Raw genomic sequence first — 14744 nt, 5'->3', positions numbered from 1 at the left:
TTAGATACCTAAGCCTGAGCTAGCGTTAATCGCATTGTCTACTGAGTTATCAACCGTTAAGGCAACTGCATTGTTAATTTGGTCTGATATATTTTGAGTCAGGCTGCTATTCACACTTTGCTCAGTAGTGGCATTAATTGTCGCGCTAATAGTTTGCGTTAATACATTGTTTACTTCCGCATTAGTGAGTGCTTCTGTGCTACTTAATAACTCGCCAGCTAAATTGGCATTAACGGTATGATCAATCGCTTGCTCTACAATAACGCTTGTGTTTTGTTCAACACTTGATGACAAATTATTACCTATTGCTGTAGCTTGTTGCGCACTACCGGTTACAGCAAGGTCTATTTTTTCGCCACTTGCTAAGAGCACGTTTTGACTTGTTGTAACACCTGATGTTAACGACTCTTGCAACAAGGTTTGACTTTCACCTAACTGAGTTTGTAATTGTGTACCCGTTTTCGTTAACGTTTCAGTATACAATGCGCTATCTAACGACATTGATGTTTCACTACTCGTTTCGCTTTCAGAATTAGCTTTGGCTGTGTTGGTGTTTTCTTTCGTTTCCGTTTTAGGTTCTGTGGTTGACTCTTTTGTTACTGAGCCACCACCTTCTGCACCGTTCTCTTTATCAGCATTTGCATCAAGACTATTATTGTCTGCAAGCATAAGTTGGTTATTACTTTGCGTTGATTCGCTTGCTTGTGCTGATTGATTTGTATCTGTTGCAACTTGTTGCTCAGATGACGCACTCGCATCGTTTTGCATATTTGACGAAGTATCAAGTTGAGTTTGCTCTGCTTGATATTCAGCTTGTGTATTGCTGTTTTTTGAAAAAGTTAAGTTTGCGTCAGTATTTGCAAATACAGTTGTTGTTAGTGCACATGAAATATATAAAGCTGTTTTAGTTAAATTCATCATAATGTTGTCCTCAGAGAGTTTTTAGTAAATTCACTAAGGTAACGGTTGGTGCATGATGTTTATTCCAAATTTTTTTCATAAAAATTTAAATAAAAATTAAACATATGATTCTATTAGTTTATTTTTCAATATGTTTTTATTACTCCTTAATAAAAGCCTTTTATTCATTGCAAATAATCATTTCGGGCTAAATCTCATTTTTCCGTGTGGTCTTATGCTTTACTATTATTTGCAATGCCTTGATAAGTGCGTATGATCCATATTCCCCTTTGTATTTTCATTGTTGTAGCCAATATGACTGAAAATAGTCCTCCTACTAGAGTTTGTAGAATTTAATGAAAAAGTTGTTATCTTTACCCGTAGAAATGCCATTGTCTGAAGCTGAAAATCAGGTTTATCAAAATTTCCTTAAATATGTTCCGCCGCTGAGCTTAAATTTGATGGCGATAAAAGTTGAACATTGGCCAGATGATTTTTTAGGCTGGTGTGGGGAATTAATCAGATTATGTCGTGAAGATCTTAATATGGATCTTGTTGAAGATGAACAATTAGTCCCATTAAAAAAAATGCAAGATGTACTTGAAGCGGGCTTTACCCTTAGCCAGTTTAAAATGGCTCGTATTGCACCATGGCCAATATTTGTTGATTTTATTGAGCAGCAAAACACTATACATGCTTTAGATGAACGCTTACTTTTACTCACCTATATTGATGGCATACGTGAAAAACCTTTAGCTGAATTACTGATAGAAGACCGTTTAGCTTTTGCAGGTAAACATACAAGCGAACACGACCATAGTATTTATAATTTTGATATTGAATGGTTTGCGAGTACTAAAGGTGCCAAAGCTTTTCACGTATTACTTGAACAGTCGCCAGAAAAATTTGATATTGCATTAGCTCATATTCCTTTAACGGGTGATGTAACTTACGAAAACTACCAAAGTTTTGTTAGCGATTATCAGAAAATTTTTGAAGAGTATGCTCCGGAAAAACCACAAAAGACCAAAGCGCCATTAGCTGCTGCAACACGCTTATTAGCTATGCGTAGACCCGACCAATTTATTGCATTAAACAATAATAAAATAGATATTTTATGCCAAGGTATGTCGATCCCTAAATTTAAAAATACTGATTTTTCATCATACTGGCAAGACATGATAGCAACCTTGCACACTTTCGCATGGTGGAATCAGGCTGAGCCAACAGTTGCTGATAGCACAGAAGTAGATGCTGAAAATAAAGAACTCACTTTATGGAAAAACCGCGCGGTATTAATTGATTTATTTTTATTTGCTGATGCTGATTTAGCGCAAAACTCTAACTTTATTCGTTTTCGTGATAAAGCGCTAAATAAAGCAGCGACTAAATCAAGAGCAACACCTAAAAAACGCAGTAAAGAATCTGCTGAAATGCTAGTAGATAAAGCGCTAGAGTCGGAAGATATTCCAGAATATTTACACAGCAAGCGCGATACACTTATTAACCAAGTAAAAGGTGGTAAAAGCGTAGAACAAGCTATTGGTTTAATGCGCGCTATTTTTGGTTAATCATCCTTTGATCAAAACACAAAGAGTACTGCACCTGCAGTACTCTTCAAATCTAGCAGTATGCTAACAACGCGCTTTATTAAATTCTCGCATACGCGCTAATACATCAACCCCTATTTGATGATAAACATGTAGTATGTCTACTAACACCCAGTTTTCTCTTATTACACCGTTTTCGCAGCGCCAAAAATCTAAACTGCGCATAGTAATTTGTTGATTAGCCGGTGCTATACCTAACCAGCCGTCGTTACTAATCGTCATTTGCATACCGGGCCATGCGGTAAAACCTACATAGTTTCCATCACCAAATAAATAGCCTTTTTCAACATCACCCACTCGGTTAGGCATGCCATTTAAAAACGGAATTTGATGCCAATTTCTAAAGCCTTTAATGCCTCGCCCTGTTCCTATACCCGACGGACCATACCAGCTACATTTAGGATGCCAGTACTTTTCAAGTTCCATCGCTTCAACACCGCCTGTGGCATAGTTACCTAACGAGTTACACATATCTTCAACTAACTTAATACTGCTAGCTGACAAATGATTTTCTTGAATACTTAAGCCATCTTGTGTCGCCGGAGCTGGCACATGCCACTCTCTTCCTAAACTAGGTACCATAGGCCAAGCTTTGGCTTGTATCATTACTTCTGGCACATCCCAAATAGCTTGTATTTCTACCACTTTGTTATTTTTAATGCGGTAAAACTCATGAAAACGCATTGAGACTTGATGGCCTGTAGGCGGAATATCTAACCAACTTTTTTCAAAGCTGCCTGTGTAATATCCACACATACCAACCCAATGACTACCGTCTTCACTATCGCCTGCCATGACTATAGTTTCTCTACGTTCTAGATCGGGTATAGCATTATTTAAAGGCTGGTAAGCTATATCGAAAAAAGTTTGAGCGCCATGTAACGTTTCGAACGGATAAGATAATTTCACCACTGCATCAGACGCTAACACGTGGTTCAACTCATTTAAAACGGATACGCGATCAAAATTATATAAAGCCTGCCTTAATGGTTTAAGTAATGCTTTATGATTTGTATGTAATTGTTCCATTGCTGCTCTCTCTTGTGGCTCTTTGCCATAATATTTAAATTCAACTAAAAAAACACTATGACTTCGAAGTCATTCAATGATACTCTGCAAAAAATGTATTTCAAGTAAAACTTTTGATGGAGAAATAAAATGACAACATTGCTAGATAAATTATATCTACAACTTAAATCTTCTGCCGATAATATTGAAGCTTACGTAGCTGATGATGTGCAATGGAATGTTAGTGCTCCAATTAACGAGCTACATAACAAAGCACAAATGTTAAGTCAGTTTTGGCAACCTTTAATTACCGCCCTACCCGATATTGAAAGAAAGCCCTTTATTCACATTGAAAGTGAATACCAAGGCGCACAATGGATTGCCGGTACAGGTTATTTTGTAGGTACTTTTGCAAAAGATTTACTTGATATACCTGCTACCAATAGAACCCTCTATTTACGTTATACCGAACTGGTAAAGCTAGAAGAAGGTAAAGTTAAAGAATGCTTTATTATTCTCGACTTTTTAGATGCCATGAACCAAGCAGGCGTTAACCCGTTAAGAAAAAGCCTAGGTCACGATGGTTTAATTATGCCGCCATCAACAATGGACGGTTTATGCTACGGCGATTCAAACAAAGCAGATGAAAGCGAATCACAAAAGTCTCAACAATTAGTTATTGATATGCTTGATGAGCTTGGCCGTTTCGACGGAAAGTCGTTAGCCAGCATGCAATTACAAAACTTTTGGCACAGCGACTTTATGTGGTATGGTCCTGCAGGAATAGGCACTACACGCGGTATTGAAGGCTTTAGAGATAATCATCAAGGACCATTTGTATTTAGTTTCCCTGACAGAAGTGTTGATCATAAAGCCACCTTGGTAGCACACAATAATTATGTATCAACAGGTGGTTGGCCACATATGCACGGTACACATTCTGTTGGCGGCTGGTTAGGTTTACCACCTACCAATAAAGAATTATCGCTACGAGTTATGGACATATGGCGCCGCGAAGGTGAGTTACTTAAAGAAAACTGGGTCGCTATTGATATTATTGATATGTGCATGCAAATGGGTATTGATGTATTTGCCATGATGAGAGAACAAAAACAAGGTAAAGCCTGTTAATCTTTACCATAAATAGCTGTTTTAAAAATCAAAATAGGAAGCATTGAGCTTCCTTTTTTATATCTTTAATAAGCATAAACGCTCGTTAACTTGGGTTATTAATTTTTCTACTACGTTCTAAAATATCTAAACCTTGTTGTTTTAACCAATAAGGAATATCAATTAAGACCCAGTTTTCCATTAACTTATCACCTTCACGACGATATACATCAACCACTCTCATGTCAGCTCTTATGTCGCCACCGGGTAAACCTAAAAAGCCCCCAATAGGCGTACTGCTTAAATTAGGCCAGCCAAAGAAGCACGCATAGTTACCTTCTGCGTATCGACAAATATGGCCATTAAATACCTTGTCTTTTAACCCTTGCCTAAACGGGTAAGAATGCTGCTCTTGAAACTTAGGAATAGTATAAGTAGCGCCTATTCCTGCAGGACCGTACCACACCATGTCTTTAGACCATGTTTTTTCTAAAATTTCAGGTGGATAATTATCATTAGCCGTTTTATTGAGTTGCGAGAAGTCCTCAATCATTTGATTGAGCAATGCCATGGTTTTTTCAGCTTCAGCAGGATCTTTATCGTCTAACTGAATTCCATCATGAGTTCTTGGGCCGGGGTAAATAAATGAATGCCCTGTTGCTTGCGGTAAAGGATTAATACCCACTTGATTCATAACACTAATAATGTCGCAGAAAAAACCAGAGCGTATAATTTTACCGTTTTCAATACAGTTAAAATCAGCATAACGCACCATAGCCATTCTGCCTGAACGCGGAATACCTAACCAGTCTTTATCGAACTGCACCATAAAGTGCCCCATACTCGTTACCCAGTTAGCTTTGTCGTTACCACTAACTCCAGCCATGAATACATCTTGTCGACGTTGAATGCTTTTAAAGGCATGCATAAAAGGCTGCCAAAACACCTCATTGACAGCTTGCGGCCCTTTTTGTTCATTAAATGGATGCACGCCATACCATTGGCAATCATCACTCATATATTGAGCTAATACATCACCTACTGTTTCAGATGTTGATGCTTCTAACGCCTGATAATACTCAAGTATAAAGTTTTTATTTTCTTGTTCGTTTGTCATTTATAGTCTCAATTTTCCAATACAGCTAAAAAAATAATAAGGTTAAAATTATCAGCTACATTAAACCTTTGGGTTAATTTTATGCTTAAAATGAAATGTTTCCACTCAATTTACTGAATATCTACTTTCATATTATTTTAAACAATGCTATGTTTAAATGACTTCGAAGTCAACGAAGAATGAGTAACAATATAAGACTTCAATATAATCTTAAAGAGAGATATCTATGACAGAATTTGGAATGCTAAATTGGACGATATTAATCGTTTATATACTCGGTAACCTTTTTCTTGGTTATGTGGTCAGTAAAAAAGTGAGTTCGTCTGACGACTTTTACCTCGGACAAAAAACAACCCCTTGGTGGGCAATAGGTATTTCTGTTATTGCCACTTACGTGAGTGCATTAACTTTTTTAGGTGCGCCAGCATGGGCATACAAAGACGGCCTATCGGTTATTGCTATTCACCTTAATTACCCACTTGTTATTATTGCGGTAATTACTTTTTTCTTCCCATTCTTTTATAACGCTGGCGTTGCCTCGATTTACGAATACCAAGAAAAACGCTTTGGTAAGAAAGCACGTGGGTTAATATCAGGAATTTGGTTAATATCGCAAACTATGAGCTCAGCGGCGGTACTTTATGCGACCTCCATTGTACTGAGTTTTATTACGGGTATTCCTGAAATTACCGCCATATTTATTGTGACTATAATAGCCCTTATTTATACCGTAATGGGAGGAATAACCGCCGTTATTTGGACCGATGTTATTCAGTCGGGCATACTGTTTTTAGGTGCAGGTATCATTATGTACGCACTTATCGACACAAGTACAACCCCAGTGATGGAAAGCCTTGCACAACTGAAAGCTCAAGGTAAAACCAATCCACTTAATTTCGATTTCGATTTTGCCAATACCACCACCGTTTGGTCAGGTATATTAGCAATGACTCTTTACCATATTACCGTATACGGCACTAACCAAATGATGGTGCAACGTACGCTAGCGGCTAAAAACATTGGTGATGCTAAAAAGTCTTACTTATTAATGGGATTTTTAGCTTTCTTTGTTTACTTCTTTTTCATTATTTTAGGTATTTTGTTTTACAACTATTATCAAGGTAAACCGTTTGAAAACGAAAACACCATTATTTTAGAATTTGCTTCTCAATATGGAATGCCTGGCTTAATGGGTATTATTGCTGCTGCAGTTATGGCTGCTTCTATGTCGAGTTTAGACTCCGCATTTAATTCTTTATCTACCGTATCAACGCTAGATTTTTATAAAAAGTATTTCAAACCTAATGAAACCGATAAGCATTACCTCAAGGTATCGCGCGTTTTCACGGTGTTTTGGGCTGCGGTAATTGTTTTCCCTGCCATTATGTACCACCTACACAGCTCAGGCTCTATTTTAGAAGTGTTAAGTAAAGTCGGCTCGTATTTCGTTGGTGCACAATTAGGGATGTTTGGTTTAGGTTTTTTCTCTAAACACGCAACGGAGCGTGGGCTATTAGTAGGCACATTTGTTGGTGTATTAGCTGTTGCTTATACCGCCATTTACACCGATGTAGCATGGCCTTGGTACGCAGCTATAGGCGCTTTCGTTAACGTTGTTATTACGATTATTGCCAGTATTGCCATTGATGGTAAACAAGCTGAATACTCGCCTTATAGCGTTAAAGGTCAAATTAAAGCCTTTGCCGATAGTGGCAAACCAGAAAAAGAAAATGGTTGGTATTTAGTACCAGGCAAGGTCGACAAAGTCTGTTATTCACTCTTTGGCTTCTTCATTTTCACCCTAGTATTTTTATTCTCTTTTGAGCTATTCATTTAAAGTAACGAGTTAAACTATGAGTATTAAGTTAAACAAATCAATAACACAGGTACATTGGCAACCTCTAACAACGTTGTTAGAGCCAGCAGGTACCAAGCAACAAGCGCTTACAGGGTTCGATGATGAATTCGTTGATATTGTTGATTACATTATTCGTATAACTCACCGCATTTGGGAACAAAAAAATGTGGGATTATGCTACCGATATTACGGCGAAATTTGCCCAGTATTTACCTTGGGTGGATATTCTGAATGTGTTGAGCAAGTGGTTCAAAACACTCTAAAAACCATTGCAGCTTTCCCTGACAGAAGCTTAATTGGCGAAAACGTTATATGGAAAGAAGAAGCTGACGGCACTTATTATTCGTCACATTTAATTACCAGTATTATGACCAACACAGGTAATTCTGATTTTGGTTTAGCCACCAATAAAACAGGACGAGTAACGACTATTGCTGATTGTGTTTGTTTTGAAAACAAAATAATTAAAGAATGGTTAGTGCGAGATAATAGCTTTTTGATCAGCCAATTAGGGCTTGATCTTATTGATGCTGCTATTCATTTTTCAGCCCTTACACCTAACGATACCTTTAACGAATGGTATAACAGTGAATACAATCGTGTACTCGAAGCAAAACACAGAACAGAGTTAAGCTTTACCGAAAGTAGTTGGACAACTGAAAGCTTTGTTCATGCTTGGGCGCAAACCTTATTTAATCAAAAACAATTTTCTACCTTAACGCAGTTTTATCATGTTGCGGCTGCGCATCAATGGCCAGGAGGTAGACAATCAACAGGTTTAGCTCAAATTAGCGGCACCTTAATTCAGTGGTTAGCACAATGCCCTGACGCCAAAATGACGATTGATCATATTGGCGTAACAGGCTTTGACGACGACACAATAGATATTGCCATTAGATGGTCGGTAGCTGGAACCTTTAACCCACATATCGACAGATTATCATCATTAAAAGGTAACCGCTTTTTTGTATTAGGTTGTACCCATATGCGAGTAAAAAATCAGAAAATAATTAAAGAAGTTACCGTATTCGATGAAATTTCTTTATACGCTAATATGATCCGCGAGTCGGGTCATTCACTACCATTATTAGCACAAGGAGTTTAATGATGTTTAATCAACTTATCTCGTTATACACAGAAGGTGATTTAGCACAGTTATCGTCTCGTATTTTGCACAGCACGGCATGGAAACAGCACGACTTTACCGCTTACGGTAGTATGCAAATAAACAAGTTATGGCTTAAAAGCTTAGAGCAATTTGGCTTTTTACAAGTAACTAAGCAGCAAGAAATACAGGGCGATAATTTTTCAGCACTATATATAGAACTATCGAAAGAATCGTCAAGTAACAACGAAAACGTTTCTATCACTTTTTTCTTTGAGCATAACAACGAGCATATTAAACGTTTGCATTGTGTAGTAGATACCTTAGCCCTTGCCAAATTATTACAGCAAGAGCCTAGTGTTTTAATTGATGCGCTGCCAACACCAGATCCTTTGTTACTCAGTCAATTTGATCATCAGTTACACCCTAAAAGTTATCATGCCACGCCTAACGATGTATGTGACTTACCTAACAGCATTAGCGAAACGGTAAATCAATGGTGGAATATATGGCAAGGAAAACAACTCGCTAGCTTTAAAAACATTTATAGCGATAATGCACATATACAAATAGCAGGCTTTGGCTCTCATGAAGGTTTTAAGCAACTACGCGACTTTCAACTGAAAGTACATAATCGTATGAACCGCAGTTATTGCCAGTTAGAAAACATATGTGTTGATAAAGCAGAAAGCTCACTTGCAGTAAAGTGGCATATTGATGGCGACTATATTGATAACGGTAAAATTAAGCGTATTCGTGTGCCGGTTATTTCAGTGCTGACTATAGAAAATAAACATATTGTAGAAGAACAATTACAAATAGACTGGTTAGCTTTATACAAGCAATATGGCCTTAGTTATCCGTTTGTATAAATATAAACGCTGAATCAACATTAAATGTATATCGCTCTTAATTTAGAGCGATATACATTCAAGCACGCCTCCCCTTCTAAAAATTCTACTTTTTAAAAAATTTATTAACCACAGAGAAAAGATTAAGAGAAAGATACATAGCGTTAATTGACTGAATTCATTGTTAACTTATCCGTGTACAGCTCCCCTTATTTAAACATTGATTTTAAACCATAGAGAAAAGATTAAGAGAAAGATACATAGCGTTAATTGACTGAATTCATTGTTAACTTATCCGTGTACAGCTCCCTTTCTTTAAACAATGATTTTAAACCATAGAGAAGAGTTCAAGAGAAAGGTGCACAGCGTTAACCCACTGAATTTGTTTTTAAATTATCCGTGTACAGCTTCCTTTCTTTAAACAATGATTTTAAACCACAGAGAAGAGTTCAAGAGAAAGGTGTATAGCGTTAATTGACCGAATTCATTATTAACTTATCCGTGTACAGCTCCCCTTCTTTAAACAATGATTTTAAACCACAGAGAAAAACTAAAGAGAAGATTAGAGGAAAAACTGACCCATTCTTTTTAATTCTCACCACAAGTAATCTATTATGGTGATTCAATCGTATTGCTACTTAACTACCGCTATCGAGAAACTTAATGTTTTCACTATTTAAATCAGACCCAACCAAAAAGCTCAATAAACTTTATGAAGCTAAACTAGAAAAAGCCATGCAGGCCCAAAGAAATGGCGACATAAAAAGTTACTCAGAATTAACCTTTGAAGCAGAAGAAATACATAAACAAATAAAAGAAATAGAGAAAACTGGAAAGTAACCTAATTGCAATATTATCATAAAGGCTTCTGTGGGGGCTTTGATATAGAGCCACACCCAGCGAGTAAGTAGTTATTTATTTACTGTCTATTTAGCTGCCTATTCGCAGCTAAATAGAATACGATTTCCACAAAAAATAAAACACATACTCGATTTATACCTGTTACCAATCAAGATGCATATTTCAGAGCGCTTAGGTATATTAATAAGATTTGTATATTCGGCTTACTAAAAATTACGGAAGTGCTGCCGCTCCACCAAATTCATTTGCTAAATAATTAATTATTTCCTTTGCGTCTGTAAGGAAATTTTCATTATCCACTATTAGTGCAGGAAGCCCTTGATTTTCTTCACCTAACATATCAATCACCTCTTTTCTTGGTCTTGGGAAATCTACTCGGCGAATATCTACAACATCCTCCCAGTGCTTATTTGACAATAAAGCTCCCTCAACAAGCGCACAGGGTGGGCATATCCACATTTTTTTTTCTGGCCCATCTTCGAATGGCATTTTTAAAAGAAATAATATTGGTTTCATCGATAATTACTCTACGTTGAGGGAAAAATAGATCATTGCTATTTGACATTTTTAAATACAATAAAGGGTCCGGCAGTCATATCTTTTTAGAAGCTTAACTATGAATATATTAAAGCCTCTTGCTAGAAAATTTACGCTAGTACTACAACATCAAAATGTTCGTCTTATGATATCGAGAACATATTATCTAAACAAGAATAAGTCATTAAAAAGAAAAATTATTTCCATACTTTACTTTAATAGAAATTATTTTTTTCAATGTATTGAGCCGTCACGCCTAAATGTAAATGAGTTGTACCAGATATTATTAAGCGATGAACGGTGTTCAAATATTTTATTAATTGGATAGAAATAAATTTTTGAACAAAGCTTTTAGGGACTTCTGAGCAAAAAACGCTCTTCGTTACATCTGTTTTTAAAGAGCAACCATTAATAAAAAATGTGCCTTGATCATGATTAGCTCAGAAGTCCTGAAACTGCATCTTGCTGATGGTATATACCCATACCACTAATAAATGAGCATTATTTGGAGAAAATAATGCTCTAATGTTTAGCCCCAGCCTAGTTGTTGCAAACTAATGGTGTCGTTCCAAATTTTTGTCATGTGTTTGATCAGCCCATTCTCGAATTCCATATTATAAGCATAATCAGCAATAAAGGAGTTACCTGTTGGTGGAACAGGTCCTCCTTCACCAGTATGGGTGCCTTCTATAATCCCTAAGGCAGCAACACAATTTCGCTCTTCATCAGCGGCAATAAATTTTAATTCATATTTTCCATCAGGAATTATAATTAATAAGTTTTTCATCCATTCGCAATATGCATCAAGAGACGATATACCTTCTAATGCAGATGTTTGTGATGAAAATGTTGCGTCTTGATGACAAAATTTGCTACAAAAATCCCAGCCTTTTCCAGTTTCGCATGCATCAAAAAATTGATGAGCAACTTCAAGTGTATTTGACATATTCATTCCTATTAAATCAGTATTGTTGAGGAGGTAATAATTTTCAAAGCAACGTAAACTTTGATTTTTAACGACTTATATTTAATTTACGAGCTAACTTTCTTTGTCCATAAAAAACCGCAGATATTCTGCGGTTTTTTAAGGGCTTAACTAATAAACTTTAGATAAGTCTTAGAAAGTGTACTTAAGGCTTGCACCCCATGTACGAGGGTCATTCCAGTTAGCTTGTACTGAGTTAATTGGTTGGCCATCTAAAATTTGAGAATGAACAACTGCACGTGTTAGCACGGCTTCATCTGTTAAGTTTTTAACAAAGAAATCAAGTTGTAAGTCTTCTTTAATAATCCATGTTAAACGTGCATTAACAATGGCATGAGCATCAACTCGAGTTTCAGGTGTATTCACATCAAAAGCATAGTAATCGTCAGAGTATGTCGCTTGAAGATGTGGAATTAAAAATCCACCATTATCTAATTCAGCTTCATAAGTCACGCCTAAACCAACAGTGTATTCTGGTGCCATTGCTGGAGACCAGCCAGCAAAACTAAATTGACTGCTATTATCGTTAATATCTTGACGACCTTCAAAATTACCCAAGGCTAATAAAGGACGTAATTGATCGTTACCTACCGCATAGTCATCTGAAAATTCAGCATCAAGCCAAGTTAACGTACCGTTAATAGATAAGCTATCTGTTGGATACCACTGCATATCCATCTCAATACCTGTCGTTTCAATACTTCCACCATTCTCGTAATATTCAAAGGTTTGAGTTTGACCTGCTTCAACACATTCCAACACGGTATCTGTACTAGTAGTATCATTACATGCAACAGCAAATAACTGTGCTTTAACATCGTCGTATTCATTAACGAAAGCCGAAATATTTAAACGCATTTCGCCATCAAGTAAGGTACTTTTCATCCCTATTTCATAAGAAGTTACTTCTTCGTTATCATAAAGAGGATCCGCACCACGAGAAACAACACGACCATCATTAGCACCACCTGTGCGAACACCTGTAGCGGCAGATGCGTACATCATTAAATCATCACTTTGGTCAAACTCAACAGCAGCTTTCCACAATACGGCTGAATCATCCCAATCAGGAATATCATCTCCTGTAAAACTCTTTTCATCTTTGTTATAGCGTAAGCCACCGACTAAACGTAAGTCCTCAGATACCTCATAACGTAATTGACCAAATACAGCGATTGAATCTGACGTATGAGGATCGTGAGTTGGATTACCCCAACTAGGCACAACGATTGAATCTGGAACACCATTTCCTGTAGTATCTGCGCTCGACAACCACTCCCAATCAGCTTCTTGATCGAAATAATATAAACCTGCAATCCACTGTAAAGGGCCTTCATTATTTGAAGAGATTTGTAATTCTGTTGAAATCGTTTTTTGATCATCTTGACGGCCAAAACCACCAACAAAATCTAATCCGCCATCACTAAAGTCACTGTCATAATACTGCTTACCACTTAACTCAGAGTAGTTTGATGTCCACTTAAAATCAGCAATATCTGTGTACCACTCTAATGTTGCTGTAGCAGAGAATGCTTCCTGCTTATCAAGCGACATACCATTTCGGTATACATCGTATGGGCCAATATCATTACGTTCAACATCAGCGGGTTGATAAGTATGACCTTCAGTAACAGTTGCAACAGGGTCATAAATTCCAGGGCTGGTTTCTGTTAATGAATAACCCGCAATTTGTTGATAACCCCAAATAGCTTCAGAGTTAGCATCTTTCTTTGAGTAATCTAAACGGAAAGTAGCATTAAAATTTTGGCTAGGTTCATATCGAGTGATTGAACGAGCGTAAAAAGAATTTTTCTCACGTAGGTCATCTGATGGACCAGGTACAAAGTGGTTTTCAATATAACCATCATGTCGGTCTGAAGCGACAACAACGCGTGTTGCTAAGTGATCAGTTAAAGGAAGATTTAATACCCCTTCATAAGCGCTACGATTGTATGCACCCGTAGTAATTTTAATATTACCTTCTACTTCATCCATGTTCGGACGATTAGTAATAACGTTAATACTACCCGCAAAAGTGTTACGGCCGTAAAGTGTACCTTGAGGACCACGTAATACTTCAATACGTTCAATATCAACAAAAGCCCCCATGCCCGCTGTTGTTGTTGGTACATAAATACCGTCTTGGAAAATACCGACTATTTGCTCAGCAATACCTGTACCTGCAACCCCTACTTCGTTAGTACGAGCACCACGCATAGCGGGTCTAACTTCACCACCAGAGCTACCTACTTTTAATCCTGGAACAACTTGCTGCAAACCAGTTATATCAATAATACCTGCACGTTCAACATCATCTGAACCTAATGCAGTAATTGAAGATGACACTTCTTGTAAGTCTTGCGAGTGTCTGTTGGCAGTAACAACAATTTTTTCAATTTTATGTGATTCTTTCTCTACGCTAGCTTCTTCAGCTAAAGCGGCTTGACTCAAAAAAGTATTAGCAATCGCTAGTGCTAATGTGGTTTTCAAGAGCTTATTTCGTATAACTGGCTTCATGTGTTATTCCTCATCCTCTACTTAAAATAATAAGTACAAAAAATTCATGTTAAATGTGCGAACAATAATAGGGCTGTTTTAATGATTATTTATTGCCCTTACCCATATTTGTACTTCGGAATCATTTTTATGTCAAGAGTGTATCAATAACACAAAATAAAGAAGTCGCTAGGCTCACAACAACAAATCAGATAAAAACCCTAATAAACAGTAATATAAAACCAAAACTACTAATACAAATTAATTTAAAAAATATTGACTTCGACGTCACTTACGTAATGAATT

General features: G+C 36.9%; 13 protein-coding genes. 7 read left to right on the top strand and 6 right to left on the bottom strand.

Features of this window, described 5'->3' with window-relative positions; translation table 11 throughout:
• Entirely contained in the window at positions 1-921 is a 921-nt protein-coding gene (locus AC0L5Q_RS16450) for a hypothetical protein (RefSeq protein WP_473611489.1), read from the bottom strand.
• A gap of 335 nt (positions 922-1256) precedes the next feature.
• Here AC0L5Q_RS16450 and AC0L5Q_RS16445 point away from each other — a divergent pair, with 335 nt between their 5' ends.
• Positions 1257-2471, top strand: coding sequence for a hypothetical protein (locus AC0L5Q_RS16445; protein ID WP_473611485.1), 1215 nt, complete (start codon positions 1257-1259; stop codon positions 2469-2471).
• Between the two features lie 63 nt (positions 2472-2534).
• Here the strand turns inward: AC0L5Q_RS16445 and AC0L5Q_RS16440 are convergent, their stop codons facing one another.
• Positions 2535-3539, bottom strand: coding sequence for an ester cyclase (locus AC0L5Q_RS16440; protein WP_473611481.1), 1005 nt, complete (start codon positions 3537-3539; stop codon positions 2535-2537).
• 129 nt (positions 3540-3668) lie between these two features.
• Between AC0L5Q_RS16440 and AC0L5Q_RS16435 the strand changes: the two genes are divergently transcribed.
• Positions 3669-4649 (top strand): ester cyclase, encoded by a 981-nt coding sequence (locus AC0L5Q_RS16435; protein WP_473611478.1) that lies wholly within the window; start codon positions 3669-3671, stop codon positions 4647-4649.
• Between the two features lie 85 nt (positions 4650-4734).
• Here AC0L5Q_RS16435 and AC0L5Q_RS16430 read toward each other — a convergent pair whose 3' ends face one another.
• The gene (locus tag AC0L5Q_RS16430; RefSeq protein WP_473611474.1) at positions 4735-5745 is read right to left on the bottom strand and encodes a nuclear transport factor 2 family protein; all 1011 of its coding nucleotides are present in this window, start codon (positions 5743-5745) and stop codon (positions 4735-4737) included.
• A 226-nt stretch (positions 5746-5971) separates the two neighbouring features.
• On the opposite strand from AC0L5Q_RS16430, the gene AC0L5Q_RS16425 reads away from it, so the two are divergent.
• The 4 genes from AC0L5Q_RS16425 to AC0L5Q_RS16410 all read left to right on the top strand — a co-directional run bounded on the left by AC0L5Q_RS16425 (position 5972) and on the right by AC0L5Q_RS16410 (position 10399).
• Positions 5972-7582, top strand: coding sequence for a sodium:solute symporter family transporter (locus AC0L5Q_RS16425; RefSeq protein ID WP_473611470.1), 1611 nt, complete (start codon positions 5972-5974; stop codon positions 7580-7582).
• A 16-nt stretch (positions 7583-7598) separates the two neighbouring features.
• The gene (locus tag AC0L5Q_RS16420; protein ID WP_473611466.1) at positions 7599-8708 is read left to right on the top strand and encodes an ester cyclase; all 1110 of its coding nucleotides are present in this window, start codon (positions 7599-7601) and stop codon (positions 8706-8708) included.
• Positions 8708-9580, top strand: coding sequence for a nuclear transport factor 2 family protein (locus AC0L5Q_RS16415; RefSeq protein ID WP_473611462.1), 873 nt, complete (start codon positions 8708-8710; stop codon positions 9578-9580). Before AC0L5Q_RS16420 ends, AC0L5Q_RS16415 begins: the two co-directional genes overlap by 1 nt.
• A 642-nt stretch (positions 9581-10222) precedes the next feature.
• The gene (locus tag AC0L5Q_RS16410; protein WP_473611458.1) at positions 10223-10399 is read left to right on the top strand and encodes a DUF6435 family protein; all 177 of its coding nucleotides are present in this window, start codon (positions 10223-10225) and stop codon (positions 10397-10399) included.
• 234 nt (positions 10400-10633) lie between these two features.
• Here AC0L5Q_RS16410 and AC0L5Q_RS16405 read toward each other — a convergent pair whose 3' ends face one another.
• A complete protein-coding gene (locus AC0L5Q_RS16405; RefSeq protein WP_473611455.1) occupies positions 10634-10936 on the bottom strand; it encodes a DUF3088 family protein in 303 nt (100 codons plus the stop codon).
• A 100-nt stretch (positions 10937-11036) separates the two neighbouring features.
• Between AC0L5Q_RS16405 and AC0L5Q_RS16400 the strand changes: the two genes are divergently transcribed.
• On the top strand, positions 11037-11285 hold the full coding sequence (locus tag AC0L5Q_RS16400) for a BLUF domain-containing protein (RefSeq protein WP_473611452.1): 249 nt from the start codon (positions 11037-11039) through the stop codon (positions 11283-11285).
• 201 nt (positions 11286-11486) lie between these two features.
• Here the strand turns inward: AC0L5Q_RS16400 and AC0L5Q_RS16395 are convergent, their stop codons facing one another.
• Positions 11487-11903 (bottom strand): ester cyclase, encoded by a 417-nt coding sequence (locus AC0L5Q_RS16395; RefSeq protein WP_473611448.1) that lies wholly within the window; start codon positions 11901-11903, stop codon positions 11487-11489.
• Positions 11904-12074: 171 nt separating this feature from the next.
• Positions 12075-14459, bottom strand: coding sequence for a TonB-dependent receptor (locus AC0L5Q_RS16390; RefSeq protein ID WP_473611444.1), 2385 nt, complete (start codon positions 14457-14459; stop codon positions 12075-12077).
• Positions 14460-14744: the final 285 nt, after the last annotated feature.

It is taken from the genome of Pseudocolwellia sp. G5-9 (assembly GCF_055808995.1).
Note: the sequence above shows the minus strand (reverse complement) of the source record. Positions and strands in the feature narration are given on the sequence as shown.